Genomic DNA, 26,123 nt, shown 5'->3' with positions numbered 1-26,123 from the left:
TTTGGACCAGTCAATCAATTTATTAATCGCCGATGACCATGCCCTGATCAGAGAAGGTTTGCGAAAAATACTGTCCATAGAACCCCGCATCAATGTTGTAGGAGAAGTGGCCGACGGACAGCAAGCCGTGGAATTCTGCACCCGTAACCAGGTTGACATTGTGTTAATGGACATTAACATGCCTGTCATGAACGGCATTGAGGCCTGTCGGAGAATTAAAGAAATCAAACCAAATATCGGTATTATTGCCCTCACCATTCATGATCAAGACGAATATTTGTTTGAGTTGATCAAATATGGTATATCAGGCTATGTGTTGAAGGACGTGCATCCCGACCAGCTCATTCAAACCATTTACGGCGTGGCCCGGGGTGAATCCTTCATTCCCCCTGCCATGACGGCCCGGGTTTTAGCGGAATTCAGCCGGCTCACGTCCGGAGACCATCATGAAAGAAAACACCAGGCACTGACGGACCGGGAGATCGAAGTACTCAAGCAGGTGGCCAAAGGCCAGAGCAACAAGGCCATTGCCAAGGCCTTATATATTAGTGAAAAGACTGTAAAAAATCACCTCACCAGTATATTCAATAAGATTGGCGTGGAAGACCGAACCCAGGCCGCCCTGTACGCCATCAAAGAAAAACTGGTAGACCTTTAAACAGCTTAACCCTGAGCGATGCTCAGGGTGTTTTTTTTCGCTAAATAGGTCATAGGGCCTATTCTTTCAGTGACGATAGGCAACCTTCAAATTGTGACGATGGTCAGATAAAGTTTATGACTGTAGAATCATATCAGTAGCGGTAAAAACTGTTAATCTATAAACATCAAGGCAATACGGAACTCCCATTGAGAGGGGTGGTGGCTGAGACTGGATCGAGTAATGCAGTTGTGGTACGAAGAATACGCCCAAGGGATGGCTGAATATGGTTTGATTATAACACTTATAGTTTTATTTATCTTAGCATCTTTTCAATCAATGGTTAAAGCGATCCCGTCGGGCATCGAACCGGTTGCCAACAAACTAACACTTTCTGAACACAATTAATAAGAAAGGGGATCTCTCTATAATGAAAGAAGTGATTATGAACCTGCTGAAAGACGAAAATGGTCAAGGTATGGCGGAGTATGGTCTGATTTTGGCCCTGATTGCTGTGGTAGTGATTGGAACCTTACAATTATTAGGAACTAACTTAAATACCAAATTTACTCAAGTAAAAGATGCTGTAGGCGGCGCCGGCGGCACCGGCAATTAATGTTAACGCACCAAGTTTGTAAAATATCACGACCCTACTTAGCCCTCTAAGTAGGGTCGATTGTTAAGAAGGGGCTGGCGATAAATGTTGCCGGATATAGCTTTAGTTATAGTTATTTTAATTTCAATTTATACGGACCTCCGATACAGAAAAATTTATAATGTTGTTCTATTTCCTGCATTTCTTTTGGCTCTGGCATACCGTGTGTTCAACGGGGGCCTTGATGGATTGATCACCGGCATACAAGGTGCGCTTCTGGGGTTATCTCTACTGTTAATACCGTTTATTTTAGGTGGCATGGGAGCCGGGGACGTAAAACTCCTGGCAGTTATAGGCGCCTGGCAAGGTCCGCAATTTGTTTGGTTTTGTTTTCTTTGCACGGCCATTGTCGGTGGAGTCATTGCCATCGTCCAACTGACAAGAACAGGACGGTTATTTCAAACATTAAAAATGATTATTTTCACCTTCATTCCAGGTACGCCTAAAGTAAACGCCTTTGGCACCCTTGCCACGGCTAAAGCCGGTGAGGCTTTCCCCTATGGAGTAGCCATTGCTGTGGGTACACTGGCCACCTATGTCCTGAGGTGATCGACTTGTTTGTATACTTGAAAAAATTAAGAAAAAACCAACAAGGTCAAACGCTGGTGGAATTGGCCCTTATATTGCCAATCTTAGTTATTCTCCTGATGTGTACCATAGAATTCGGCCGCATTTTCTTTACCTACTTAACCGTTACCCACGCTTCCCGAGAGGCTGCCCGGGCTACGGTGATTTATACGGGCAAAGATGATGCTTTCATCAAACAGAAAGTACAGGAATCAGCTTCCTGGCTAAACGCCGGCAAATTGGTTGTAGAGGTTACCCCCTCCTCCCCTGCCAGTCGGACCACCGGTGTACCGCTGACTGTTTCAGTAAAATACCCGGTGGATTTATACACCCCTGTACTCAGTGATATCATGACCAACCCCTTCACAGTACAGGCTCAGACTACCATGCGCATTGAATGAGGTGAACCGGTATGAAAATTGGCAGGATCATAAAAAGATTAATGAACGAAGAGCGGGGATTGGCGGTTGTGCTGGTTTCTCTGGCCATGACAGCGCTGATCGGCGCCATTGCGCTGGTAACGGATTTTGGACTGGTGGCCTTAAACAAAAACAAACTGGCTAATGCTGCGGACGCTGCAGCGTTAGCCGGGGTGCAGGAATTACCTGAGGATCCGTCGCTTGCCTCGCAGATTGCACGAGATTATGCACATGAGAACGGCCTGACCGATGAACAGGTAGAAGTAAAACTTGTGCCTAACCTGGCCACCTCCCAGTTTGTAGGTGTTCAGGTAACCACCTGTAAAGCCGTGGATTACATCGTGGCCAAGGTTTTGGGCTTTACCTCAATTGATTTGCAGGCCAAAGCCACCGCCCAGGTGATGCCCATTACTTCGGTCTACGGCGCGGCCCCCCTTTTTATTCCGGATACCCAGCCTTTGGTGTTCGGCCAGCAATACACCCTGAGGTCAAAGGACTCAAATTTTGGACCAGGTAACTTCGGCGCACTGGATTTTCCCTACAGTTCCGGCGCCAAAGATTTTGCATACTACCTGGCAAACGGTTATGACGGAGTAATTAAGGTCAGTTACCAAATCGATACCTTAACCGGTGTAAAGAAAGAAAAAACCATAGAAGGCATTTCAAAGCGCATATCCCAGTGCAAGCACGGTTGCACATATGATAACTTTCAACCCGACTGCCCCAGGTTATTGAAATTACCTGTGGTTCATTACGATAACTTGAACGGTCATAAACCTGTAACAGTGGTCGGTTTTGCGGCATTTTTAGTGGATGATGTCCGGGACTCCGGCTCCATTGACATCACCGGACGTTTTGTGAAGACCCTCGCCGAAGGTGAAGGAAGCCTTAACCAGACAGACTACGGACTACGTACAGCGAAACTGGTCCAATAACAGGAGGAAATAAGATGCGAAATAAACTGATCTTCATTCTTGCCATTGTATTTGGGCTGGCAGCCGCCTTTGGTGTCTATCAATACCTGGACAATTTGAAAAAATCCTACCGTTCTTCCGGTAACTTTAAACAGGTGGTGGTTCCCAAACAAACCATCGGCCCCAAGACTATGGTTACCGAGCAGATGGTTAAGGTTAAAGATATTCCGGTGGAACTTATTCAGCCCGGCACCGCCATGGAACTTAATGAAGTGGTGGGCAAAATCACCCGTACCGAACTGTATCCTGAAGAACCCATTTTACTAAGCCGCCTGCATAAAGACAATGATTTGGAAGGCGGGCTGTCTCTCACCATTCCCGAAGGCCAGCGGGCCTTGACCGTAGCGGTGGATGATGTCAGCGGGGTGGCCGGTTTGCTGCGGCCCGGCGACCATGTGGATATTCTGGTGACCTTTGATCATGAAACCGAAAAAACCACCCTCACTTCCCTGCTGTTGCAGAACATCTCCATATTGGCAGTAGGGCAATCCTTGGACAGTGCACAAAAGGGTGATAAAAAGGTGAATACCCAGACCGTTACCCTGGCCGTCAAACCGGATCAGGCCCCACCCCTGACCCTGGCTTCCGAAAACGGTAAGATCCGGCTTATGTTACGCTCACCCAGGGAAGAAAGCACCGTAAGCCTGCCCTCCGCCCGTATGCAAAACCTGGTTCGTTAAATAAGGAGGATGTCGCCATGTCGGAAATTAATGTTTTGGTGGTTGATGATATTGCCAATACCCGGGAAGATATCAAACGACTGCTTTACTTTGAGGACGACATCACCGTCATTGGCGAAGCCGCCGACGGTGAGGAAGCCATCGCCATGGCAGCCGGTCTGAAGCCTGACATTATTTTAATGGATATCAACATGCCAAAAATGGACGGCATTCAGGCAACCGAAAACATTGCCAACAATTGCCCGGAATGTTCCATCATCATCATCTCCATTCAAGGGGAGCAAGAGTACCTGCGCCGTGCCATGGCTGCGGGGGCCAGGGAATACCTGGTAAAACCCTTCAGCAGTAATGAGCTGGCAGATGTGATCCGCCGGGTATACGAGTCCAATAAAAAGCGGTTAAGTCTTATGGGGCTGCAGAGCCAGGCCAGTCCCCGGCTAAAAATCCAAAAAGGTAAAATGATCACCCTGTTTTGTTCCAAGGGCGGTGTCGGTAAAACCGTCCTGGCCTCCAACCTGGCCATTGCTCTGGCCCAGACCACCAAGAAAAAAGTGGTCCTGGTGGATTTGGACCTGCAGGGCGGCGATATCGGTGTTATGCTCAATATCACAGTTAAGGGCACCATTGCCGAATTGGCCCAGGAAAGCGATGCTTTGGACATCAGCCTGGTGGACAGCTACCTGCTGCCTCATCTGTCCGGAGCGAAAATATTACCGGCGCCCCTGAGCCCGGAACAGGCCGAATTAATCTCATTGCAACGGGTGGAAGAACTGCTGCAAATTTTGCAGGAAAACTTTGATTACGTTGTCATAGATACATCCCCCCTGTTTAACGACATCAACTTGGCGGCACTGGATGCGGCCAACCAAATCCTGGTGTTACTCAGTCAGGACCTGCCCTGTGTAAAACACGTAAAAACCACCATGGATATCCTTACCACCCTAGGTTACAGTGACAAACTAAAACTGGTTATCAACTGCGCCGGTATGGAAGGTGGCATTAAAATTGCCGACCTGGAAAAGTCCTTTAACCAGACTGCCTATGCAATTATTCCCTATGACGTTAAGGTAGTCCGCAGCTCTATAAACAAGGGGCTTCCGGCGGTTATGACCCAACCCAACAGCAAACTGGCGGAAGCCGTTATAAATCTGGCCCATAGTCTTGTCGGTTCTAAACCGGAAAGTATCGATAACAAAGCGGTGGAAGCGCCCAAGCGTTCCATTATAGGCCGATTATTTAGCTTCTAGGAGTGATCCGGATGTCACTGTTACAGAGGTTAGAAAAACAAAAATCACTGCAGCAGGAACAGGCAGAACAGCAGGAACTCTCCCTTGTTCGGCGTGATATACGCCAGCATAACAGGAGCCAGCTCCAGGAACTAACCCTGAACCTGCACAAAAAGGTGATTGCCAAACTGAAGGATTTACCGGAGGATGTCAAAGAAAACCCGGAATTATTGGCCCAAAAAATTGATACCCTGGTCAACGAATTGCTGGATGAAGAAAATGAAAACATTGCCCGTACCCAAAGACAGCTCATTGTGGCAGAAATCATCGATGAAACCATCGGTTTCGGACCCATCACTCCCCTGCTCAACGACCCGAATATCTCGGAAGTAATGGTGAACGGACCAAATCAGGTTTATGTGGAACGGGATGGCAAGCTGATATTGACCGGTGTAAAATTTCGGGATAACGCTCACGTCCTTCATATCATTGAAAAGATTGTGGCGCCCATTGGCCGGAGAATCGATGAAAGCATGCCCATGGTGGACGCCCGTTTGCCGGACGGTTCCCGTGTGAATGCCATTATCCCTCCCCTGGCGTTAAACGGACCCACCGTCACCATACGAAAATTTTCCAAGGATCCCTATACCGTTGACGATCTGATCAAATTTGGCACCCTGACACCCCAAATGGCACAATTCCTAGAAGCCTGTGTCAAGGCAAGACTTAACATTGTGGTCTCCGGCGGTACCGGCAGTGGTAAAACCACCACCTTAAACGTACTCTCTTCTTTTATTCCGGCGGATGAAAGGATCATCACCATCGAGGACGCGGCTGAACTTCAATTGCGGCAGGAACATGTCATCACCCTGGAGAGCCGCCCACCGAATATTGAAGGTAAGGGCGCCATCACCATCCGGGACCTTGTGCGCAACAGTTTGCGTATGAGACCCGAACGGATTGTGGTGGGTGAGGTGCGAAGCGGCGAGGCGCTGGATATGCTGCAGGCCATGAACACCGGCCACGACGGCTCCCTGACCACCGGCCACGCCAACAGCCCCAGGGATATGCTGTCCCGTCTGGAAACCATGGTGTTGATGGCCGGTATGGACCTGCCCGTACGGGCTATCCGGGAACAGATCTCCTCTGCCATTGATTTAATCATCCAGCAAAACCGTTTCCGGGACGGTTCCCGGAGAATCACTCATATTACTGAAGTTCAAGGCATGGAAGGCGAAGTCATTGTTTTACAGGATTTATTTACCTTCCGGCAAACCGGAGTGGATGAAAACGGCAGGATTAAAGGCACTTTCCAGAGCACCGGCATTCGGCCCAAATTCATGCACAGGCTGGAGTCCAGCGGCATTAAACTTCCTCCGGATATTTTCAGTCCTTCTATTTTCTAAACGGGGAAAATTTCATTAATTATTAATTTAGGAGGTGCCTCAATGTCCCTGGAAAAGATCGCTGTTCTTATATTTATCGCCGGTAATTTAATGGTTTTGGGTATCCACCAGCTCCTTACCAAGGACAGCTCGGAAATCAGCCGGCGTATGAAAAAACTAACGGCTAAAACCTTTCGACAGCGTTTGGCCCAGAGCGGCCATGAGGATACTCCCCATACCACCTGGCGCCAATTGCTGGAACGTGCAGCCCGGATTTTTGCCAAACGCGGCATCAGCAAACGGATGGAAGTTGAGCTGACCAAAGCAGATATTCCCCTGCGGGGTGAAGAATTTGTTGTACTGGTCCTGCTGGCCGGTTTTGGCTGCACGTTATTTTTCCTGATGTTGACCCTGAATCTGACCTTTGGCGTTATGGCAGGAATCTGCGGCTTTATTATCCCTTTTTTGCTGGTGCGTATCGCCCGCCAAAAGCGGTTGGCCAATTTTAACGCACAAATCGGCGACGCCCTGGTGATTATGTCAAACTCACTGCGTTCCGGCTTCAGCTTTTTACAAGCCATGGATATGGTCCGTAAAGAACTGCCCGCCCCTATTTCCAAGGAATTTGGCCGTACCTTTAAGGAGATGAATCTGGGGACCCAGGCGGAAGAAGCGCTGCAAAATATGGCCCAGCGGGTAAAAAGTGATGACCTTGATTTGCTGGTAACAGCAGTATTAATCCAACGGCAGGTGGGCGGCAACCTGGCAGAGGTTCTGGACAATATTGCCGAAACCATCCGGGAGCGGGTGCGCATCAAAGGCCAAATCCGTACTCTCACTGCCCAGGGCAGAATTTCCGGGTTTGTTATCGGCCTGCTCCCGGTGGGACTGGCGGCGGTCATGTTTATAATCAGCCCGGGATATATTATGACCTTGTTTACCAGCCGGATTGGTTTGATGCTGGTTGCCGCCGCCATATTTTCTGAAATCATCGGTGTCATCTTTATTAAAAAGATCGTAGATATCGAGGTGTGAATCATGGAGAGTTGGCTGTATATTTCCCTGGGTCTTGTTTTCTTTGCTGTTTCCTTTGGCACACTGGTGATCTACACATTTCTTTTCGGGGAACGCATACAAATGGCCCAACGTATCGATCAGGTGGTTTCCCCCGCCCCGGTGCCGGTACGGGAACTGGAATTGAGCGTTCCCCTTTACCAGCGGGCCATACGCCCTGCCCTGGCCGGCATCGCCGGGCGGCTGGTGAGAATTATCCCCGCTGCCCGGGAGGCGGAGCTACAGAAAAAGATCATTACCGCGGGCAACCCGGGAAACCTCAGCGCCCGGGAATGGATGGTGATCAAATACCTGGGGGCTGTGGGCCTTGGTTTTCTGTTCTGGTCCTGGGCCGGGCTGACAGATAAATCTCTTCCCCAATCCATCTTTCTGGCCGGCGTGGGAATACCCCTGGGCTGGTTAAGCCCCGATCTGTACATTCATTCCAGGATCAAACAACGGAAAACCCAGGTGGAAAAAGCTCTGCCTGACGCACTGGATTTATTGACCGTCAGTGTAGAAGCAGGCCTCGGTTTTGACGGGGCCTTAATGAAGGTGGCTGAGAAAACCAGGGGTGTCTTAGCCGATGAATTTGTCATTATGCTGCAGGAGTGTCATATGGGGAAACCCCGCCGGGAAGCCCTGCGGGATATGGCCGACCGAGTGGCGGTGGATGACCTGTCCGGTTTCTGCGGCTCTGTCATTCTGGCGGATACACTGGGGATCAGCATTGGCAACGTTTTACGCACCCAGTCCCAGCAAATGCGCCAAAAACGCCGTCAAAGAAGTGAAGAAATGGCCATGAAAGCCCCTATCAAAATGCTGTTTCCTATGGTATTCTTCATTTTCCCGGCCATATTCGTCATATTGTTGGGCCCGGCAGTGCTGCAAATTATGAAAGCCTTTGCCAGTTAAGGAGCAAGTTATGCAGATCATCAACCGTTCCAAAGAAAAGGTCATAGCAAATACCGTTATGATGGCCGATACCTTTTGGTTGAGATTAAAGGGACTGTTGGGTCGTAAAGGTCTCCCTGCCGGTGAGGCTCTGGTTCTCTATCCCTGTTCATCGGTTCATACCTGTTTCATGAGGTTTGCCATAGACGTGGTTTTTCTCAACCGGCAGGGAAAAGTTGTTTACCAGCAGGAAAACTTGGTTCCCTGGCGATTCAGTCCCATGGTGCGGGACGCAGTTGCTGTGGTGGAATTACCCCTGGGAAGTATTAAAGCCAGTGGTATTGAACCAGGAGATACACTGGCATTTGTCGGAGGTGTTTCAAATGTTTAAACGCAAAAAAAATTCCATCAGCCCGCAACGGATCGGTAGGTTCTCCCTGGGTTTTAAACTTAGTTTAGGCATCACCCTGTTAATTATGTTCCTAATGATTTGTGTCGGAATCAATTCTTATCTTCGTAACCGTGCCATTATGCTGGAAGAAGCTCAAAACCGCGGTTGGATCACTGCCAGAACAGTTAGCGCCTTTGCGGCGGATTACCTGCGGGGAAATAACACCGCCCTGTTAGGCAACATCATGGACCACCTGGAACGGGATCCCTTTGTTAAAAGGGTGGCCATCTTGGACTTGTCCGGCACTGTGGTGATGGCTTCGGATAAGAGCCTCATCAATCAAAAATTGGAGAGTAATGAGATAAAATCAGCCATGGTGCAAAACAAAGATACGCTTAACTATAGAACAGACATCAAAGGGCGCCCCCTGGCCATGGAATTCACCTCCCCTATTGCCCCCCGCAATGAATCGCCGATAGGTTATTTTTGGATGGAGGCAGATTTGCGTTATATCAGCGCCCACCTGTTAAGTACGGCATATAACCAACTGTACACTTCTCTGCTGGCCATTCTGGCAGGTCTAATTATAAGCCGGCTCATCATCCTCAGGGTGGTCCAGCGACCTGTCAAGGAATTAGTTAAGGCCACTGACCGCGTTTCCACCGGTGACTTTTCCGGGGAAGTCCGGGTGTTTAACCGGGATGAACTGGGCAGACTTGCCACCGCTTTCAATACCATGACAGGGCACCTGAGTGTTTTATTTCAATCCATTCGCTCCTCTGTGAATGACATCAATCACACTGCCCAGGTGATTATTAACCGGTCCGAGCAATCGGATATTGCAACCAGAAAAATTCTTAAATCATTAAGGGAACAGTCAACCTGCTCGGAATTACATCAAACATCCCCTCCGGAGATTACTATAGCCGACCCCGACAAACTGACGGAGACCACTCTTAGCCAGCAGGAACACCTGAAAGAAATTAGAAATGCCTCCAAAAAACTGATTCGTTACATTGACCGGTTAAACAGCATTTCTTTACAATTTAAGTTTAATGAAAAATAAGAAGTGGTGAAAGTTACATCACTTCGTCTCTTTTACTAAAACATCAAAAATCTCTTGCGTAAAAATTTATAGAGAAGGACATAACCAAATCCTGATAAAGCAAGCAGCACCACGGCCATAACATGATATAAACTGATCCTGCCTTTCAGAGCATTTATCTTTTGATCCCGGATTTCAATTTGACGTTGAATATCTTCCTTTTCCCTGGCCACGATTTCTTGCTGTTGTTTAACCCGCAGTTTCTCCTTCTGCAATCGGCTCATTTCTTCCAGTAGCTGCGCATTGGCCAGACTAAGATCCTTTATTCTTTCGTTTAAAAGATACTCACCGGACTGACCGCCGATCTCTTTAAAGGAGTTCCATAATACCATCCCTGCAATGTTTTCCAGCTTAATGCCGTTCAGGTAGCCAATCGTAGGGGCAACATCGCAGATGCTGACCGGTGGGAGTTGGGTGCTCTCCTTAAAGGGCAGCCCCTTCATAATGAAGGGCGGTGATCCTAGGGTTCCGGTAATAATAAACATACTGTTATCGTAGCTGTTTTCATCGTGCAATTTCTTTAACAGTCGGCCAATCTGGCCGTCTGTCTTGGTAACTGCCATCTTATACTCATTGCTGTTGATGCCGTGTTTATTAAGGACGCTGCGAAGCTCAGGCAATACAATGATGTTTAAATAGGATTGACTCTGGGACCATTCATTTAAAAGATTCGTCATAACCAATTCGTCCTTCCCGTTAAAGGGACCGCTGCAATTATGACCTCCCTGGGCCAGCAAATTCTTTAATTCACCGTCAGCGCCAAAAAATGCGGTTTTAATCTTTTTTCCTTCCATTAACACCTGGATGGTTTTCCCCTCCGGTTTGTCTCCCTCTTGAACAAACTTATGTTGTTCCGGCAGCATACCGGTTAAGATGGAAGCCACTGTGGCCTGGGTGGTGTCGGGTAACACCGAAGTAGCCTTTGTAACTCTGACCCCGGCATTGGCAATTCCATTGATATTGGGAGCAGAGGTCTTTTGTAATGTCTCTGCCTGAAGGCCGTCGACAATAATGACAAAGATTTTACTGGTTACTTTAGATCCATCTTCTTTTTCTTTGGCCGATTGGTTGTTTGACGCCGGTTCCGACATGGCCAGAGATGATGTGGAAAAACATATCAATAAAACAATGATTAAATATAAGATTCTATTACGATACATAACCTTAACCCCCCTCCGGGCTGGCAATATTTATAAAATATATATAGGGGATTTGTCCAAGTTATGACCAATATTTTCCTGTATTTCTTGACAAGTTTCATATTTTCCAATAGATCGTGAATAAATTTTATTTTATTTGTCAAAAATATTAATACTCCGCTTTGGTGAGTTCTATCTCTCCCCGTCCAGCAACACGGCTGGACTGTTTTTTTATGGTTATTTTAACTATTGCCAAGAACCTATAAATTTGCTACAATAGCATTTGTCAGTTAAAGCAATCGGGGTGTGGCGCAGCTTGGTAGCGCACCTGCCTTGGGAGCAGGGGGTCGCACGTTCGAATCGTGTCACCCCGACCACAAAAGGAAATCCGTCAGTCCATAATCGGTCTGACGGATTTTTTGCATGCAAGGGGAGCTCGATAGGCAATACATTAGTTCGCTCTATCTTCCAGTATCCCTTGATTTTCTTTTTTCCCGAGTTATCAGTACTGTACTTATGACAATACCTAAGAAAATGGCAACTCCCGTAACTACTTGTGTAATTGTAATAAACCTTGCCGCTTGGGTAAGGGGGTAAACATCCCCGTAACCCACTGTGGTCATGGTTGTCAGACTATAATACCAAAAATCAATCAGGTGATTTGCGGGGGAGAGTCCATAAAAAGAGTTCGGCTCTATCACAGTCAGAAATTTATACATCATGGCAAATACACCACTGACGACCAACATTATTAGCATGGCAACCAGATAGTTATATTTTTTTATAAAATTTAACATAAGGACTCCCCCCTCTTTTGAGACCAGTTGTCGTTAAGCAACTTGCTGGGGCTTTGTATGTTTGCCATGAATTGCCTTCTTCTTAAACCTGCCACCCTGTACATCATGTACTTCTTCAATGGCCAGGAACGCTTCGGGGTCAAAGTCATACACTATATTTCTCAGCTTGGATATTTCAAGTCTTGTAACAACACAATAAAGAACTTCTTTATCCTCCTGGGTAAATCCCCCCTTGGCATAGAAATGGGTGACACCCCTGCCCAAACGGTGCAAAATAGCTTCGGAAATTTCTTGCGACCTGTCTGAGATTATCATAACCGACTTGGATTCATCAAAACCTTCCAACACCAAGTCAATGGTTTTATAGGCTATAAAATATGCAATTAGAGAATACATTGCATTTTCCCAGCCGAATACGAACCCTGCACTACCCAATATAAAAATATTAAAGAACATTACAACTTCTCCTACAGAGAAACAAAAGCGAGGGCTAATAATAAGTGCGGTAATTTCAGTCCCATCTAACGACCCGCCATATCGTAAAATGAGACCAACCCCAATCCCAAGTACAATACCGCCAAATACCGTTCCTAATAGTATATCGTTGGTAAAAGCAGGGAATGGGTGTAACAGTGTAGTAAAATAGGCCAGAGCAGAAACCGAGTATAGTGTGGATAAGGCAAATGTTTTACCGATATGAAGGTAACCCAAGATCAAAAACGGAATATTCAAGCCGACGATAAATACAGCCAGTGGTAGTTTGGTTAGGTAGCTGGCCATTATTGAAATACCGATAATACCGCCGTCAACTAGTTTGTTAGGAATTAAAAACAGCTCAAGTCCTACGGCAGTTATTAAAGCCCCAAGAGTTAAAAATACCGCTCTCTTACAAAATCTGAGACATTCTTTTCTTGCCATAGAACTCTCCTTTCTATTCATAGATATATCAAATCATAGATGTATTCAAAAACTACCTTCAAATGTCAAAAGGGATAGGACAGCATATGCTGACTACCCCCCCTGATAGCCAAAAAATCCGTTGCCAACCCTAAAAAGGTTCAACCCGAAATAAAATTATTATTAATATGCTTTTATATTATACACAATTTTAAGCTAGCCAGCAATTAAGCCCTAAAATCATCTCTTTGGTTTATAAGCCGGTTGGGCCATGACACGCTCTCTGGCATAGCCATAAAGCAGTCCCCCAAGCATCAGCAAACCTGCATAACCAACAGCGGGATAGAGCACCCGGACCAGGGTGGAAAAACCCAGTTGCCCGGCACCAAATGCTACGATGCCGGTTCCTATGACAACCCATTTAAATAAGGGCTTACCCTGATCGGTAATTCTCTCGGCAAAACCAAATAAACTTCCCACCGCGGTGGTGTAGATCTCGGCCAATAAAACGACACTGTAAACGGCTTTGATAAAGGGTGAATACTGAGCGGCAATGGATACCATCGGTACCTCGTAGCGAGAAACACCCGGAACATTGGCCAGCAGGGTCAGATTGATGATCAGCGCCCCGATTCCTAACCCAATCCCCCCGTACAATGCTCCTCTCTGCAGTGTTTTCGGGTTATCCACATGCCGGCCTAAGGGCGCCAAAACCGATACTCCCAGTACCAGGTTATAGGATACATAAATGATGGCCGAGAAAACCCAGAAAGGCACCGGAGCACGGTTGGCCTGGGCCCACTGGTTCACGGCATCAAAATTGACGGGTGTAGTAAGGAGAGTAGCAAAGGCAATACCAAAAACAGATACCAGCATGACCGGCACCACGTAACTGATGGTGGTAATGACTCCCGATATGCCGAGCAGTACGGTAAATGCGGTTGCTGCCACCAAAAGCAGGCTGCCGAGTAAATGAGATAAACCGAATTGTTCTTGAAAGATTGCACCGGCTCCGGCGGCCATGGCCGTTAAAGCGCCAAACAAGAAGAACGTGATGACTCCGTCCACAACGGAGCCAATCCAGCGACCTCCGGCGTATCGAATGACCTGTTGATGCGAATCGGCCCCTAATCTGCGACCCAGATCCAAGATGATGACTCCGAAGAAGACAAATAGCAATGTTGATAGGATCAACCCAAGGATACCGGTGGTTCCAAAAAAGCTAAAAAATTGGAGAACTTCTTGACCTGAGGCAAACCCCGCCCCCACCACAGTCCCAATGTATGCTGCCGCTACCTTAAAGGTGGCAATGTTTTTTGTATTGGTATTCATGAAAATAGTTTGGTCCCAAATCCTTCATTTTATCCGGCGGTTGACTTGACAAAAACAAAAACACCAGGAAAATCCGGTGTTACTTGATAAATTGTAAATCTTTAAGACTTTTATATTTTCTTTTTTCGTTTTTTGTTACACTCTTCTGCTCTTCATAGAGCTGCATGAAAGCCTTGATTTCGTCTTCAGTTATTTTTTTGTTTATTTGAAGATAATTCAAAAAACACATGAGCATGTCCTCATTTTCACTTAGCAGTTCATGAAGCTTAAAAATGGCCATGACCCCCAATCTATGTCATAAGATATACAAAGTCATTTTTAAGACAAATTCTACATTTCACAAGCTTTTTCCTGCTAAGCAAAAAAAAAAGATATTTAAAATTGAAAAGATTGAACTTTCTTGCAAGATCAAATAGTAATACTAGTCTTTTTCGTTTTTAGAATCGACGTTTGTACATTCCTGACATTGTCTGACGATGCTAATAACTTCATCCTCGGTAAGTCTTCCTGTATCTATGAGGTATTGCAAAAAAGCGATAAATTTTTCCCTGTCTTTGGAGATTTGTTCTAACAATGCTTTCACTACAAATACCCCCCGCCCCATTGCGATTATACTTGTTCTTCTTTCTACTTTTATAAAAAAACTCCTGCTGAAACGCCTTGTTTTTTTAAAATATTCCGAACATTAAAATTTTTTTTAGTGATCCATGGTACATGTGAATGAAAGTCTAAGAGGAGGCGCCGGCCTCCTCTTACATAAGATTACAGTCTTCCGATTTCCCGTACCCAGCCAAAGGGGTCTTCTTCTTTACCATATTGAATATTGACCAGTTTGTCATAAAGTTTTTGCGTCACAGGACCAACCTCATTATTGTTGATAATATATTCTTTATCTTTAAAGAACAGTGATCCTACAGGTGAAATAACTGCGGCAGTGCCGGAACCAAATGCTTCTGTAATTTTACCGCCGGAGATGCCTTCAATTACTTCATCAATACTGATGGTTCTTTCTTCAGTTTCTAATCCAAGGTATTTTGCCAGTTCCAGGACGGAAGCCCGGGTAATGCCGGGTAAAATAGAACCGGTCAGTTCCGGAGTTACCAGTTTGTCGCCAAAAACAAAGAACATGTTCATGGCGCCCACTTCTTCAACATATTTCCGTTCCCGGGCATCCAGCCACAGTACCTGTGAAAAGCCCTTCTGTTGAGCCCGGTAGCCTGCCATCAAGCTGGCAGCATAGTTGCCGCCGGTCTTGATATCCCCTACTCCTCCTACGGCTGCCCGTACATAGGTATCTTCAACGTAGAGCCTTACAGGTTTGAAGCCACCCTTATAATACGCACCCACGGGACTTAAAATAATGTAAAACAAATACTCGGAAGAAGGATGAACACCTAAGAACGGCTCGGTGGCAATCATGGTAGGCCGAATGTATATGGATGTACCAGGGGCCCGGGGAATCCATCTCTTCTCTGCCACAACCAGTTCCTCAATGGCCTGCAGCATATCTTCTTCCGGAATGGTGGGCATAACCAAACGTTCGGCAGACCGGTTCATTCTTTTTACATTCTGTTCCGGCCTGAACAACAGGATTCTGCCATCTTCCGAAGCGTAGGCTTTCATGCCTTCAAAAATTTCCTGAGAATAGTGAAATACACAGGCGGAAGGATCGAGACTGATGTTCCTGTATTTTTCAATGCTGGGCTCGACCCAGGCATTGTTTCTATATTGCATGGTAAACATACGGTCTGTAAAAATTCGACCAAAGCCCAGTTGGGATGCGTCTTGATACAGAGGTTTAAGTTCTTGTTTCTGTAATTGTTGTACCGTTATCTTCATTTTCTCACTCCCTGTTTTTCTGCCAACGGCTCATTTTTCATAAATATTCGCTCATCATGTCCAATTATCCTGTTAGCGTGGACAAAATATAATTTTCACATAGTAATTTAGCCCCGAAAGCCGGGGCTGGAGGTTTGTCTTTTAATTTTTTCACTGTCCTGTTAAAGTTCTTCTTCCAATACCTGAGTATATAATTCTCGCAGCCGGCCCACCAGGCTTCTGACTTGTTCCGCGTCCTCTTGCGCGGCTGCCCGTTCAATGTCGGCGCCCATGGCTGAGAATTCAGGAAAACCATACGCTCCTCCGGAACCCTTCAGGCCATGCCCAATATACCTTACCGTTACAAAATCATTGATCTTGGCGGCATGTTTTAACTTTTCAATTTCTTCGGCCAGGTCCTGTAAGTACCAGGGTACCAGCGATTCGACCCCCTGATCCCTGGTCCGGTTCTTTTTTGCCCTGCCCGCTGAGGGTAAAACAAACTGTTTTATGGTCTTCACCAACATATCACGCTTGACGGGTTTAGCGATATAGCCGTCGCACCCGGCGGCCAGGCATTTCTCATAATCCCCTTTCATGGCGTAGGCTGTTAGAGCTATAATGGGGATCGATTGATATTTGTCAGTGAGCCGGATTTGCCGGGTAGCCTCGTAGCCGTCCATGACGGGCATTTGCATATCCATCAAAATAATGTCAAACCGGTCCCGTTCAAGGGCTTCCAGGGCCTGCAGCCCGTTTTCCACCACCGTCACCTGATATTCATCAGACAACAGTTTGACAATGAGGCGCTGGTTAAAATGATTGTCTTCCACCAGCAGGATATGAATACGCCTTTGTTCCTGCTGCTCCATACTTTTTCTGGCTACGCCGTTTTTAACCAGCTGTCCCAATTCTTCCAACAAGATATCAGCACGCACAAAACTTTTATTTAAGATCCTCTCATATTTATCATTTAACTTTTGGTAGTCTTGTTCGGTTAAATCTTTGCCTGTATTGATTAACACGGGGATGTGCTTGAATTTAGGTCCCATGCGTAGCCTGTCGAGAAACTCAAAGCCGTCCATTTTAGGCATCATGAGGTCTAAAATAATAGCATGGGCTTTTCCGCCGGAAAAGATATAGTTTAAAGCATCCTCGGCCATCAGGAATTCATGGGTTTGGTAACCGGCGCCGCCCACTACGGTTTTCAGGAACTCCAGTACGGGTTTCTCATCGTCAACCAGCACAACATGGGTGTCATGGGTCTTGCTGGACATGGTAAGCTTGTTCAACCGCCTGATCAGGTTTTTTTCCGAAACAGGCTTCTGAATGAAGTCTACCGCCCCCAACGAAAAGGCCCTTTCTTTTTCCGGCAGCACCGTACAAACCACAATGGGAATATCCTGAGTTTGTTCATGCTTTTTAATTTTTTCAAGGACCTCCCAACCGCTTAAATCCGGCAGCAGGATATCTAAAATAATCACATCGGGACGGTAAATCTTCGCCAGCGTTAAGGCCTGCTTGCCCTGGTCGGTGGCGATGACGTCGTATCCTGCCCTTTCCAGGTAATTGGCGACTAACTGTTTGGTGGTCCAATCATCCTCCACAACCAGGATGACGCCCATGCCCGCCCGGATTTGCTCGTTTGAATCAACAGGGCTGTCTCTTTCCGCAACAGATACCGGAATGGCAAAGGAAAATTTAGAACCCCGGTCTACTTCACTTTCTACACTGATCTCCCCGCCCATGAGCTGCGCAAGATTTCTGCTGATGGTGAGGCCCAGGCCGGTTCCGCCATATTTTCTGGTGGTTGAACCGTCCGCTTGGGTAAAGGCCTGAAAGATCAGTTCAAGTTTTTCCTTGGGAATGCCAATACCGGTATCTTCTACTGTGAACTTTAATTTGATTTGATTGTTTTCCTGCTCAACCGCTTCACTGCGGACAGTAACTTTAACATAGCCCCGGTGGGTAAATTTTGCTGCATTGGAAAGCAGGTTGTTTAATATTTGACGAATCCTTGTGGGATCCCCTTTAAGTTGATCCTGCAGGTCCTGTTGTAGATCGATTTTCATCTCAACATTGCATTCCGCCAGTTTGGGTTCAACCAAATTGACCGCTTCATGGATAAGCCTGCGCAGGCTGAAATTGGTTTCTTCCAATACCAGTTTTCCGGACTCAATTTTGGAAAGATCCAGTATATCATTAATGAGTTCCAGCAGTTGTTCGCCGCATTGCTGGATCACTTTGACGCTTTCCTCTTGCTCAGGGGTCAAATTTTGTTGTAAAAGCACCTCTGCAAAACCAAGAATCCCGTTCATGGGGGTTCTGATCTCATGACTCATATTGGCCAGAAACTCTGATTTGGCCATGCTGGCCATTTCAGCAGCCAGCCGGGCTTGTTCGGCCTGTCTTTTGGCCTCGGCTACCTCGGTAACATCAAACACCATCAATAATATCCCGTCGTAAATTTTATCGCGGTAAACAGGTTGAATGCTCATAATGACGTCCATATTGCCCAACCGTCTGGTAATGGTGGTCCGGGGGTGGTTGGGCTGAGTACGATAAATATGCACCAATGTACGGACTTTTTCCAGGGTTTCCCCACTGTGCAGTTCCCAAAGTTTTTTGCCGATCAGTTCTTCCCTAGACTTACCTGTCATGACAGTGCATTGTTCGTTGACTTCGGTAATCACATCATTGGCATCCACCAGAACAATGCAAGCATTCATGACCGAAACAATGGCCCGCAGCTTGGCGGCCTCCCGCTCGGTTTCTTCCCTAGCCTGTTGCAGCTTTAACTGGGTCATTTTATGGTTGGTCATATCCCTGGCCGCCACGAAAAAGCCGATGATTTTTCCTCCCGGCAGGCGAATGGGGTTGGCGTGCACATAAAGAATATAACTGTTTTGAGTTAATTCCCCCCGCCAGGAATCTCCCCGGATCAAAGACATCAGCACCTTCTCCCCGCCCTGGTAGACTTCCTCGATGCCCATTCCCAAAATTTCCCTTTGGTTGCGTCCAAGCAACTCTTGGGCAGCAAAGTTGGCATAGATTAACTGGGCGCTTTCATCAAAGATGGTGACACATTCGATGGAACTGTTATTAGCATGCATGTGTAAACGCAGGGTTTGTTCCATCAAGGTTCGCTCGGTAATATCCACAAAAACACACACGCCACCGGCATATTTCCCGCTAATATCCTGGAGAAAAGAACCGCTGGTAAGAATACGCCGGCGCCCCCGCCGGGTATTCACTTCAAACTCAACGTCTTTGTAACAACCGCCGTTCTTCATGGCCTGATAGAGGTGGCAGTTTTCCTTTTTACAATCGCAACCCAACAGGTGAGAACAGTTCATTCCTATGATATCTTCCGGGTTGATCCCAAAATAAGCAGCGGCGGCTGCATTGATTTCGGTAATTTCCATATTGGAATCAACCACAAAAACACACTCGGTCATACTTTCAAAGATGGTTCTTAATTTATTTTTTTCGTTGGTCAGGCTGCGATTTACTGCCTGTAATTCAAGAAGTCTGGAATCCGGCCCTTCGCCGGCCCATTCACTGCAAAAACCCAATTCAAAGCGATCAAAAAAGGTGTTCAATGTTTTTTTCGCCTCGGTCTTTTCCCCGGGCGAAAGATCACTTTCATTAATAACTTCAAGATAGGCCCTGCGGTAATATTTGAACAACCCTAAAAACATTTGAAGGGTGATTCCCCGGGCCCTGTGGGCCCTTGCACTTTTTATACCAAATTGCGTAACGGGGTCCTCCCCCGCTTTATCCTCGATACGAATGATATCGTTAACGTAATTATATAAATAATAAGCAAGACTCCGAATAATTTCTCGCACGGAAAGACGCCAGTCCTCGTGACGGGTAGAATTAAACCTGGTAAAGCCGCCGGCCTTGGCGTAATCAATCAGTTTTTCGATGATCTTATCTTCATTTCGGGTGAGTATTTCCAGTACCTTTTTTCTCACGCCGCTACCTCCCACCACTGATAATAGGCATACTTTTTGACACATTTCTGTCTTTCCCTTTAAGCGATTTAAGAGAAAATAGTTTTACCGCTTCATTCCCGGAATATATCTGATCATAGCAGATATCTATTGATTTTGGTTAACTAAAATCTTACAAAAGGATTAACTTTACCTCCTTACTCTGCAATGAAAATGTCATTTTTAGAAGCAGGTGACGATAAATATTCCTGTCCAAACTCCGGGAAATCGGTAAATATCTAAAAAAAGACTGACTCAACTGTCGTCAGGTCAGTCCCGGGCCGGCAACAAATCTGCTTCATGATTTGTCCGCAGTTTAAACATTACTTGATAATGGACTTAAGGTTTTCTGTGGCGGCAAAAAGTTCCTGGGAGGAGGCGGCAATTTGCAGGCGCCGACACAGATGCGTGAGGAATCAGATGATCTCAGAACAACAAAAAACTTATTAAAAATACTTGCTACCGGTAAAATGTTTTGTTATAATAAGTTTCGTCGCTGGTAAACAAACTCCGGCCCCTTGGTCAAGCGGCCTAAGACACCGCCCTTTCACGGCGGTAACACGGGTTCGAATCCCGTAGGGGTCACCAATTTAATATGGAGGGATTCCCGAGCGGCCAAAGGGAGCAGACTGTAAATCTGCCGTCAGATGACTTCGAAGGTTCGAATCCTTCTCCCTCCACCACATTGGGGCGTCGCCAAGCGGTAAGGCACCGGTCTTTGGAATCGGCATTCGTTGGTTCGAATCCAGCCGCCCCAGCCAGCAAGAAAGGTGAGAGCAAAGATCTCACCTTTCTTATTTTACTTTATTAAAATCTCACCTTTCACCTCCCACTTTTAAGTTGATGGCCGGTTGATGCCGCTTATTCTCTGTCTTTTCTTCATATCATTGGCCCTGCCCGCATCCCACGTTGCATGGTAACCGCCGGTTTTGCCGACTAGGGCGGATTCACCTGTTGTACCCGAATTTTTGATGAAACCCTTGATTCTCTTACGCATTCTCTTTGCCTCCTGATTCAGTGTTACCACTATTGTCTCCTTATCTTTTCAATGTTATTTAAGTGAAACCCAAACTTCACGTAATTTAATGAATTGTCAGGCAGCTACCAGTATAATTCGTCAAAATGTGACATAATAAAATTACACTTGAAAGTTACGTCTCTATTCCCGGTAAATAAATTGTACCGGGCTTTTTTTTGAAAGGGAAATGTTTCTTAATTTAGTACTTGCACTCTCCGATAATCTTTGCTATAATCACTATTGCATTGAGCCAATTGAACTTTTTATAAAACATGCGGCAGTGGCGGAATTGGCAGACGCGTAAGATTCAGGTTCTTATGTGCAGTAAGCACGTGGGGGTTCAAGTCCCTTCTGCCGCACCAACAATACCCTGGGGTTTTCTCTCCAGGGTATTTATTTTGCGCCTTCTTGCAAATAATGAATGTTAATATTTTATTGAATTTACTCTTGCATGTCCGGTTTTGATAAGGTATAATAACATTTGTCGGCGGGGCAACGGCTCTGTCGGGAAATAAATATGCGGCAGTGGCGGAATTGGCAGACGCGTAAGATTCAGGTTCTTATGTGCAGTGAGCACGTGGGGGTTCAAGTCCCTTCTGCCGCACCAAAATAACATCCGGTTGCATACCGGGTGTTTTTGTTTTGATAAAAACAGTGGTAACTGATGGTTACCACTGTTTCCTTACACATCGACCCGTTTTTCCCCGGCACGGATTTTAGAGTTAATGACTTCAACCAGAAACATGGTTGAAAAGATATGGTAAAGTTCTCCGACAACTCCTTCAACAGAGCCCAGCCTGTCATTCAAGGGGCCTTTGAGGACAATTGCAAAGCCATACCGTTCTTCCATTAAACGGATAAAGTCTTTGATAATCCTTTCTCTGATTTCACTGCTGCTGATTTTATTCCAATCATCCCCGGGATTGACCGGACAACCGGTAATTTGCCCTGCCAAAGACAGAAAATCATTGCGAAAAGCAATAAAGGTAGGCTTTTCGATATTCCCAATCTTCATTTTGCAACCCCCTGTTTTAAAACTCTACAACCAATTATAGGGTTTCATTTTATACTTTTTCAAGGCTGTCCAGCGGAAAGAGGGCTTTAAAGAAAATTAAAAAACCCTATGTCACAATTATTATTTATTATATCCTAAATAGGCATCCTTGACAAAAAACAGCTCCCCGGGAAATTGATTCCTGGGAGCTGTTTGGAAAGGCAACCCCATACCTTTCCCCAGGTGTCGGTTTTTCCAGTGGTTTTGTTGACACCTTTGCCCGTTAACTTTTCCGCGCATCCCACAAGCGACGGGTGGGTTTTGTTTTAGTATATCCCAATAAATTCTCGGTATCCCCCTCTGTCGGTCATACAAAGGTGTTTATTGTTCCAGTGTACCGGTGAATTCGGAAATATCATTATAAAACACCAAATCATCCACTCGAAAGATACTTTTATGTTTTTCCAGCAGAGTTTTTAACGGGTAACCCTCTGCGGTATCTACGATGGTTACTTTTTTGAGGCATTTGTTATCCACCATGGCTTTGCGAAACATCCAATTTGACCTGAAGTCGGTGGTGGGAAAGGAATATCCGATGACAATGATTTCCGACGCCCGCCGCAAAGCTTGACGCGCCTGTTGCCATAACTCCGGAATAAAGGGGATGGATTGATAATTTTTCATCAGGGTAGGTGGAATAATCACCCTGCTTAACCTGTGACAGCAGTGTTCGGTGGTACATTGTATCATATTGGCCATGCCGTTGATAATCACACTTTGTCCCCTAGCGTCCCTGTGTTCATAGGCATACAGTTGACCGCATTGCGGACAGTAAAGCCAGTTTAAAGAACCATGAAGTTTTAAAAGTATAACATTGGAGCCACCGGCTGCCGCCCCTGCAGGTAGGTTCCTCTTGTCATAAGAGCCGGTCAGGTGATCACAGGAAATCCCATAGCCGTCCTTTATATGCCACCGGGTGTCGTTCCGCTCTAAATGATGCAATGCATAGTCCATCAGTAATTCATAATTAAATGAGATTACCGTGTCGCCGGGTTTTAACGACCGGGCGATGCGCCGGTGATGGGGACATGGTTTACCGTAAAGGATTTTATCAAAGGTAAGGGCCATTAACAGCAGGTACTCCTCATAGGCCTGTAACAACCTGTCCCTTCCCGGTATATCCTCTTCCATTTCAATATTTAACAGGGTTAAGACTTCTTCCATGTCCAGGTTTGACCGGTGCACCTGTTCCCGGGGAATGCCCCAAAATTTTTTAATAAAATCAAAGATATGATCAAACTTGAGGTCTTCATCGCCAAAATACCGGTCTTTAATTCTATGGATATTAATAACCCGCATCGCCTTTTGAAAAAAGTTTTTAGCCACGGGGCTGGTTTCTCCGAGATAGGAGCCTGTATAGGCCGCCGCTGCACCCGCCCCCAAGACATACACTTTTGTCACCGGATGCCTCCCTCAATCTTATCCATCCCCCTTAGTATGGTACCGGGACAAAAAAAATAACCCGGGTCTGTGTGCCCTAGTTATTAAGAAACTAAAAACCTGATTAACTGAGCGGCAAAAAAGAAACCGCTCAATGTACAGATCCCGATGGTAAACCTCCTGGCTATGGGTGTATCTTCATGTTCTAACCAGCCCAACACTTTATCCACCAGAGAGCTCTCTTGAGATTCCGTGGACAGGTCCTTGACCGCCGGAGGAAAAGTCATACGAATTTCCGCACCCTTTATCATTTTAAAACCCCCGAACATTTGTTTTTGTTATAGTGATTTTATATCCAAACAAATGTTCTTGTCAACCAAAAAAATTAAAATCCTGCCAAAAAAGTCGACAGGATTTTTCCGGTGACGCCTCTTAGGGTTTGCCTTTTACGTTGTAAGGTATGATTCTTTTTTCCCAGGTCCGCAGGGTTACATGGTTATTTTTATTTTCGATTATATATTGCGGAAGAACCGGTGTCTTTCCATAACCGTTGGGCGCGTTAATAATATAGGTTGGAACAGCCAGTCCGGAGGTATATCCCCGTAATTGGTCCATAATGGTAATTCCCTCATCGACGCCGGTGATAAAATGTCTGGTCCCTTTGACGGCTTTGGCATGGAAAATATAGTAGGGGCGTACCCGGATTTGCAGCAGACTCTGGTTCAGTCGTTTCATGACGTCCGGGTTGTTATTGATATTCTTCAACAAAACCGCCTGGTTCCCCAAAACAACCCCTGCTTTTACCAGCATGTCACAGGCCTTTTTGGCCTCCGGCGTGACCTCCAACGGGTGATTAAACTGGGAATTTATATAAATAGGCGGGTGACTTTCTAAAATGGCACAGAGTTCAGGGGTAATTCTTTGGGGCATGGTAACAGGCGTACGGGTTCCAATACGCTTGATCTCAACGTGGGGTATATTGTCCAATTCGCTTAACAACCAGTCAATCTGTTTATCCGGTAAAAGCAAAGCATCTCCGCCGGTGATTAATACATCTCTGATTTCTTCATTTTCTCTGACATACTGAAGGGCGGCCTCTAAAACTTTACGAGGCTTGTGAACATCAATCTCTCCTATGTTCCTGCGGCGCTGGCAATGACGGCAGTACATGGCGCACTGGTTGGTTACGTTAATAATTAAACGATCGGGGTAACGCCTGGTAATTCCTGGAGCAGGAGATGTAAATTCTTCTCCCATGGGGTCTTCCAGACCGGAGCAATCTTTAATTTCCTCAATGCTGGGTACAGCCTGCAGCCAAATGGGGCCTTTGACGCCACCAGCCATGGCCAGGGCCATGTAATAGGGGGATACTGCCCAGCGGTACTGCCGACCTACCCGCTCGATGGCGTTGATTTCTTCCGGGTCTAAATCAACCAGCTGACTTAATACCCTGGCATCCCTGATGCGGTTTGCCATTTGCCAGTGCCAGTCATTCCACTGCTCTTCACCGGCCTGAAAGAACTTCATCAGCTTATCCTTTGCCCGGTTATATTCCCCCTGCACCTCAAAACCGTTTGGGATGTTGGCTTTGTTGCTTAGATAACCGGAGATACGGGATTTTAGCTCCCTTGCCCTTTTTAGGGCAATCATTCTTTTGTTCTGCTCTAATTGTACTTCTTCATGCTGTAAATAAACAGACATGAACATCCCTCCCTTTCTTTATAGCTTACGAAGTTAGCTGACGGGTTCGGGTCGAAAGGTTAAAACCCTACCTGGGCCAAAGCACAGGATTCACCCCACAATTGGTTCCTCCGCTCCCATTTAATGGGATTAAGCTAATATTTTCCAGGCAACGTCGTAAAATAAACAAGTTGCCACAGCTATTATATCATAAATTAATTTTTCCGGCAATTAAAAAAGGCGCCTCAGCACCTTTATACTCTGACCAGTCCTTCCCTGGCAGCGGGATCCAACCGGCCATAGATGGTTAAAATATCCCCGTTTTGAATGATGATGTCCGGTGGTGGGTCGAAAATATCCTCCTGCCCCTTCCGCTGGATGGCCAGCACCTTTCTGTTATGAAGCTTGCTCTCGGCCAGGGTTTGTCCTACCAGAGGAGAATCGGGCAGTACTTTCCACTCTTCAATTCTGTACAGCTTGGCCTCCAAATGGATGGTATGTTCCATTAATTCTTCCATCAACTTGGAGATCTCGTGATTTAATCGGTCTCTTTCCTTTACTAATTGGTGTAATCTCTCGTGAATACCTGCCAGTACCCGCCGTTGATCAAAATCATCTAAATACTTGCGGGCTGCCTCTGATGACTTGACCACTACTCCCACACCGGGAACCACTTCAACGATGCCCACTTCCTGCAGCAACGTTAAGGCACGCCGAATGGTTTCCGGAGACACATTATATTTACCTGCCAGGGTTGAACGTCCAAAAATCTTCTGACCTTCCAGGTATTCACCCCGCACGATACGATCCGCCAGATCCGCAGCAATGGTTATGTACCGCGCTAAATGCACCTCATTGTTTGGCAAAACAAAAACCTCCTGAAGTATAATACTAAGTAAATATTATACCTCCGAAAAGAAAATTAAAAAAGCGGGTGGGTGGTTCTACTGTCCCCGTTCGCTTCTGTCTCCGCACAAGTCGCTCACCAAGGATAACAAAACCACCCCTACAAATGCAAGCCCTT

General features: G+C 46.2%; 25 protein-coding genes, 6 tRNA genes and 1 riboswitch. Of the genes, 18 read left to right on the top strand and 13 right to left on the bottom strand.

Translation table 11 applies throughout. The annotated features are described in order from the left end of the window. The first annotated feature begins 1 nt into the window (after position 1). The 12 genes from BUB67_RS06690 (at position 2) to BUB67_RS06635 (ending at position 9,947) form a co-directional block, all read left to right on the top strand. A complete protein-coding gene (locus BUB67_RS06690) occupies positions 2-658 on the top strand; it encodes a response regulator (protein WP_073237675.1) in 657 nt (218 codons plus the stop codon). 409 nt (positions 659-1,067) lie between these two features. Beyond that, positions 1,068-1,253 carry a Flp family type IVb pilin gene (locus BUB67_RS06685; protein ID WP_073237673.1) on the top strand — a complete coding sequence of 62 codons (186 nt, stop codon included), beginning with the start codon at positions 1,068-1,070 and terminating at the stop codon, positions 1,251-1,253. 84 nt (positions 1,254-1,337) lie between these two features. Then, on the top strand, positions 1,338-1,841 hold the full coding sequence (locus tag BUB67_RS06680) for an A24 family peptidase (protein WP_073237670.1): 504 nt from the start codon (positions 1,338-1,340) through the stop codon (positions 1,839-1,841). Between the two features lie 5 nt (positions 1,842-1,846). Further along, complete coding sequence (locus BUB67_RS06675) at positions 1,847-2,260, top strand: TadE/TadG family type IV pilus assembly protein (protein WP_073237667.1); 414 nt, start codon at positions 1,847-1,849, stop codon at positions 2,258-2,260. 11 nt (positions 2,261-2,271) lie between these two features. Beyond that, entirely contained in the window at positions 2,272-3,213 is a 942-nt protein-coding gene (locus BUB67_RS06670; protein WP_073237664.1) for a pilus assembly protein TadG-related protein, read from the top strand. Positions 3,214-3,227: 14 nt separating this feature from the next. Continuing rightward, a complete protein-coding gene (cpaB, locus tag BUB67_RS06665; RefSeq protein ID WP_073237661.1) occupies positions 3,228-3,932 on the top strand; it encodes a Flp pilus assembly protein CpaB in 705 nt (234 codons plus the stop codon). 17 nt (positions 3,933-3,949) lie between these two features. Next, positions 3,950-5,179, top strand: a complete 1,230-nt coding sequence (locus tag BUB67_RS06660; RefSeq protein ID WP_073237658.1) for a CpaE/TadZ family protein — start codon at positions 3,950-3,952, stop codon at positions 5,177-5,179. 11 nt (positions 5,180-5,190) lie between these two features. Beyond that, positions 5,191-6,564, top strand: coding sequence for a TadA family conjugal transfer-associated ATPase (locus tag BUB67_RS06655; protein WP_073237655.1), 1,374 nt, complete (start codon positions 5,191-5,193; stop codon positions 6,562-6,564). Positions 6,565-6,606: 42 nt separating this feature from the next. After that, positions 6,607-7,578: a type II secretion system F family protein gene (locus BUB67_RS06650; protein ID WP_073237650.1), complete on the top strand. Its 972-nt coding sequence runs from the start codon at positions 6,607-6,609 to the stop codon at positions 7,576-7,578. Positions 7,579-7,581: 3 nt separating this feature from the next. Next, on the top strand, positions 7,582-8,511 hold the full coding sequence (locus BUB67_RS06645) for a type II secretion system F family protein (protein WP_073237647.1): 930 nt from the start codon (positions 7,582-7,584) through the stop codon (positions 8,509-8,511). A 10-nt stretch (positions 8,512-8,521) separates the two neighbouring features. After that, entirely contained in the window at positions 8,522-8,881 is a 360-nt protein-coding gene (locus tag BUB67_RS06640) for a DUF192 domain-containing protein (protein WP_073237644.1), read from the top strand. Next, positions 8,874-9,947, top strand: a complete 1,074-nt coding sequence (locus BUB67_RS06635) for a HAMP domain-containing protein (RefSeq protein WP_073237641.1) — start codon at positions 8,874-8,876, stop codon at positions 9,945-9,947. The genes BUB67_RS06640 and BUB67_RS06635 overlap by 8 nt, the downstream gene beginning before the upstream one ends. A gap of 35 nt (positions 9,948-9,982) precedes the next feature. On the opposite strand, the gene BUB67_RS06630 is transcribed toward BUB67_RS06635, so the two are convergent. Further along, the gene (locus BUB67_RS06630) at positions 9,983-11,146 is read right to left on the bottom strand and encodes an alkaline phosphatase family protein (RefSeq protein WP_073237637.1); all 1,164 of its coding nucleotides are present in this window, start codon (positions 11,144-11,146) and stop codon (positions 9,983-9,985) included. A 279-nt stretch (positions 11,147-11,425) separates the two neighbouring features. Between BUB67_RS06630 and BUB67_RS06625 the strand changes: the two genes are divergently transcribed. Beyond that, a tRNA-Pro gene (locus BUB67_RS06625) sits at positions 11,426-11,502 on the top strand. A gap of 84 nt (positions 11,503-11,586) precedes the next feature. Here the strand turns inward: BUB67_RS06625 and BUB67_RS06620 are convergent. The 6 genes from BUB67_RS06620 to BUB67_RS06590 form a co-directional block, all read right to left on the bottom strand. After that, positions 11,587-11,922, bottom strand: a complete 336-nt coding sequence (locus tag BUB67_RS06620) for an ion channel (protein ID WP_073237633.1) — start codon at positions 11,920-11,922, stop codon at positions 11,587-11,589. 33 nt (positions 11,923-11,955) lie between these two features. Then, the gene (locus BUB67_RS06615) at positions 11,956-12,840 is read right to left on the bottom strand and encodes a YitT family protein (RefSeq protein WP_073237630.1); all 885 of its coding nucleotides are present in this window, start codon (positions 12,838-12,840) and stop codon (positions 11,956-11,958) included. Positions 12,841-13,059: 219 nt separating this feature from the next. Beyond that, positions 13,060-14,151 (bottom strand): YkvI family membrane protein, encoded by a 1,092-nt coding sequence (locus BUB67_RS06610; RefSeq protein WP_073237627.1) that lies wholly within the window; start codon positions 14,149-14,151, stop codon positions 13,060-13,062. 421 nt (positions 14,152-14,572) lie between these two features. Continuing rightward, entirely contained in the window at positions 14,573-14,734 is a 162-nt protein-coding gene (locus BUB67_RS16605; RefSeq protein WP_200798137.1) for a hypothetical protein, read from the bottom strand. A gap of 179 nt (positions 14,735-14,913) precedes the next feature. After that, entirely contained in the window at positions 14,914-15,990 is a 1,077-nt protein-coding gene (locus BUB67_RS06595; RefSeq protein WP_073237618.1) for a branched-chain amino acid aminotransferase, read from the bottom strand. A 161-nt stretch (positions 15,991-16,151) separates the two neighbouring features. Beyond that, the gene (locus BUB67_RS06590; protein WP_073237614.1) at positions 16,152-19,949 is read right to left on the bottom strand and encodes a response regulator; all 3,798 of its coding nucleotides are present in this window, start codon (positions 19,947-19,949) and stop codon (positions 16,152-16,154) included. 530 nt (positions 19,950-20,479) lie between these two features. Here BUB67_RS06590 and BUB67_RS06585 point away from each other — a divergent pair. The 3 genes from BUB67_RS06585 (at position 20,480) to BUB67_RS06575 (ending at position 20,728) form a co-directional block, all read left to right on the top strand. After that, positions 20,480-20,555 (top strand) — tRNA-Glu (locus tag BUB67_RS06585). 9 nt (positions 20,556-20,564) lie between these two features. Further along, positions 20,565-20,650, top strand: a tRNA-Tyr gene (locus tag BUB67_RS06580). Positions 20,651-20,653: 3 nt separating this feature from the next. Further along, positions 20,654-20,728: transfer RNA gene (locus BUB67_RS06575), tRNA-Gln, on the top strand. A 74-nt stretch (positions 20,729-20,802) separates the two neighbouring features. Here BUB67_RS06575 and BUB67_RS16600 read toward each other — a convergent pair. Continuing rightward, positions 20,803-20,964 (bottom strand): hypothetical protein, encoded by a 162-nt coding sequence (locus tag BUB67_RS16600; protein ID WP_200798136.1) that lies wholly within the window; start codon positions 20,962-20,964, stop codon positions 20,803-20,805. Positions 20,965-21,259: 295 nt separating this feature from the next. On the opposite strand from BUB67_RS16600, the gene BUB67_RS06570 reads away from it, so the two are divergent. Beyond that, positions 21,260-21,347 (top strand) — tRNA-Leu (locus tag BUB67_RS06570). A gap of 157 nt (positions 21,348-21,504) precedes the next feature. Then, a tRNA-Leu gene (locus BUB67_RS06565) sits at positions 21,505-21,592 on the top strand. 75 nt (positions 21,593-21,667) lie between these two features. Here the strand turns inward: BUB67_RS06565 and BUB67_RS06560 are convergent. From BUB67_RS06560 to BUB67_RS06540, 5 genes are all read right to left on the bottom strand, one after another. Then, positions 21,668-22,000 (bottom strand): hypothetical protein, encoded by a 333-nt coding sequence (locus BUB67_RS06560; RefSeq protein ID WP_073237611.1) that lies wholly within the window; start codon positions 21,998-22,000, stop codon positions 21,668-21,670. Between the two features lie 360 nt (positions 22,001-22,360). Then, complete coding sequence (locus BUB67_RS06555; RefSeq protein WP_073237609.1) at positions 22,361-23,440, bottom strand: SIR2 family NAD-dependent protein deacylase; 1,080 nt, start codon at positions 23,438-23,440, stop codon at positions 22,361-22,363. Positions 23,441-23,523: 83 nt separating this feature from the next. Continuing rightward, the gene (locus BUB67_RS06550; protein WP_073237606.1) at positions 23,524-23,730 is read right to left on the bottom strand and encodes a hypothetical protein; all 207 of its coding nucleotides are present in this window, start codon (positions 23,728-23,730) and stop codon (positions 23,524-23,526) included. 121 nt (positions 23,731-23,851) lie between these two features. Continuing rightward, the gene (eam, locus tag BUB67_RS06545) at positions 23,852-25,120 is read right to left on the bottom strand and encodes a glutamate 2,3-aminomutase (RefSeq protein ID WP_073237603.1); all 1,269 of its coding nucleotides are present in this window, start codon (positions 25,118-25,120) and stop codon (positions 23,852-23,854) included. A gap of 7 nt (positions 25,121-25,127) precedes the next feature. Next, a riboswitch (cyclic di-AMP (ydaO/yuaA leader) is annotated at positions 25,128-25,266 on the bottom strand. 87 nt (positions 25,267-25,353) lie between these two features. Further along, positions 25,354-25,965, bottom strand: coding sequence for a GntR family transcriptional regulator (locus BUB67_RS06540; RefSeq protein ID WP_073237598.1), 612 nt, complete (start codon positions 25,963-25,965; stop codon positions 25,354-25,356). Positions 25,966-26,123: the final 158 nt, after the last annotated feature.

It is taken from the genome of Desulforamulus putei DSM 12395, assembly GCF_900129195.1.
In the GTDB taxonomy this organism is placed as follows: domain Bacteria; phylum Bacillota; class Desulfotomaculia; order Desulfotomaculales; family Desulfotomaculaceae; genus Desulfotomaculum; species Desulfotomaculum putei.
Note: the sequence above shows the minus strand (reverse complement) of the source record. Positions and strands in the feature narration are given on the sequence as shown.

Bases quoted from the DNA above. Each gene is read 5' to 3' on its own strand.
- BUB67_RS06685 (WP_073237673.1), top strand. From the start codon at position 1,068: ATGAAAGAAGTGATTATGAACCTGCTGAAAGACGAAAATGGTCAAGGT.
- BUB67_RS06680 (WP_073237670.1), top strand. From the start codon at position 1,338: ATGTTGCCGGATATAGCTTTAGTTATAGTTATTTTAATTTCAATTTAT.
- BUB67_RS06670 (WP_073237664.1), top strand. From the start codon at position 2,272: ATGAAAATTGGCAGGATCATAAAAAGATTAATGAACGAAGAGCGGGGA.
- cpaB (WP_073237661.1), top strand. From the start codon at position 3,228: ATGCGAAATAAACTGATCTTCATTCTTGCCATTGTATTTGGGCTGGCA.
- BUB67_RS06660 (WP_073237658.1), top strand. From the start codon at position 3,950: ATGTCGGAAATTAATGTTTTGGTGGTTGATGATATTGCCAATACCCGG.
- BUB67_RS06655 (WP_073237655.1), top strand. From the start codon at position 5,191: ATGTCACTGTTACAGAGGTTAGAAAAACAAAAATCACTGCAGCAGGAA.
- BUB67_RS06650 (WP_073237650.1), top strand. From the start codon at position 6,607: ATGTCCCTGGAAAAGATCGCTGTTCTTATATTTATCGCCGGTAATTTA.
- BUB67_RS06645 (WP_073237647.1), top strand. From the start codon at position 7,582: ATGGAGAGTTGGCTGTATATTTCCCTGGGTCTTGTTTTCTTTGCTGTT.
- BUB67_RS06640 (WP_073237644.1), top strand. From the start codon at position 8,522: ATGCAGATCATCAACCGTTCCAAAGAAAAGGTCATAGCAAATACCGTT.
- BUB67_RS06635 (WP_073237641.1), top strand. From the start codon at position 8,874: ATGTTTAAACGCAAAAAAAATTCCATCAGCCCGCAACGGATCGGTAGG.
- BUB67_RS06630 (WP_073237637.1), bottom strand. From the start codon at position 11,146: ATGTATCGTAATAGAATCTTATATTTAATCATTGTTTTATTGATATGT.
- BUB67_RS06620 (WP_073237633.1), bottom strand. From the start codon at position 11,922: ATGTTAAATTTTATAAAAAAATATAACTATCTGGTTGCCATGCTAATA.
- BUB67_RS06615 (WP_073237630.1), bottom strand. From the start codon at position 12,840: ATGGCAAGAAAAGAATGTCTCAGATTTTGTAAGAGAGCGGTATTTTTA.
- BUB67_RS06610 (WP_073237627.1), bottom strand. From the start codon at position 14,151: ATGAATACCAATACAAAAAACATTGCCACCTTTAAGGTAGCGGCAGCA.
- BUB67_RS06595 (WP_073237618.1), bottom strand. From the start codon at position 15,990: ATGAAGATAACGGTACAACAATTACAGAAACAAGAACTTAAACCTCTG.
- BUB67_RS16600 (WP_200798136.1), bottom strand. From the start codon at position 20,964: ATGCGTAAGAGAATCAAGGGTTTCATCAAAAATTCGGGTACAACAGGT.
- BUB67_RS06560 (WP_073237611.1), bottom strand. From the start codon at position 22,000: ATGAAGATTGGGAATATCGAAAAGCCTACCTTTATTGCTTTTCGCAAT.
- BUB67_RS06550 (WP_073237606.1), bottom strand. From the start codon at position 23,730: ATGATAAAGGGTGCGGAAATTCGTATGACTTTTCCTCCGGCGGTCAAG.
- eam (WP_073237603.1), bottom strand. From the start codon at position 25,120: ATGTCTGTTTATTTACAGCATGAAGAAGTACAATTAGAGCAGAACAAA.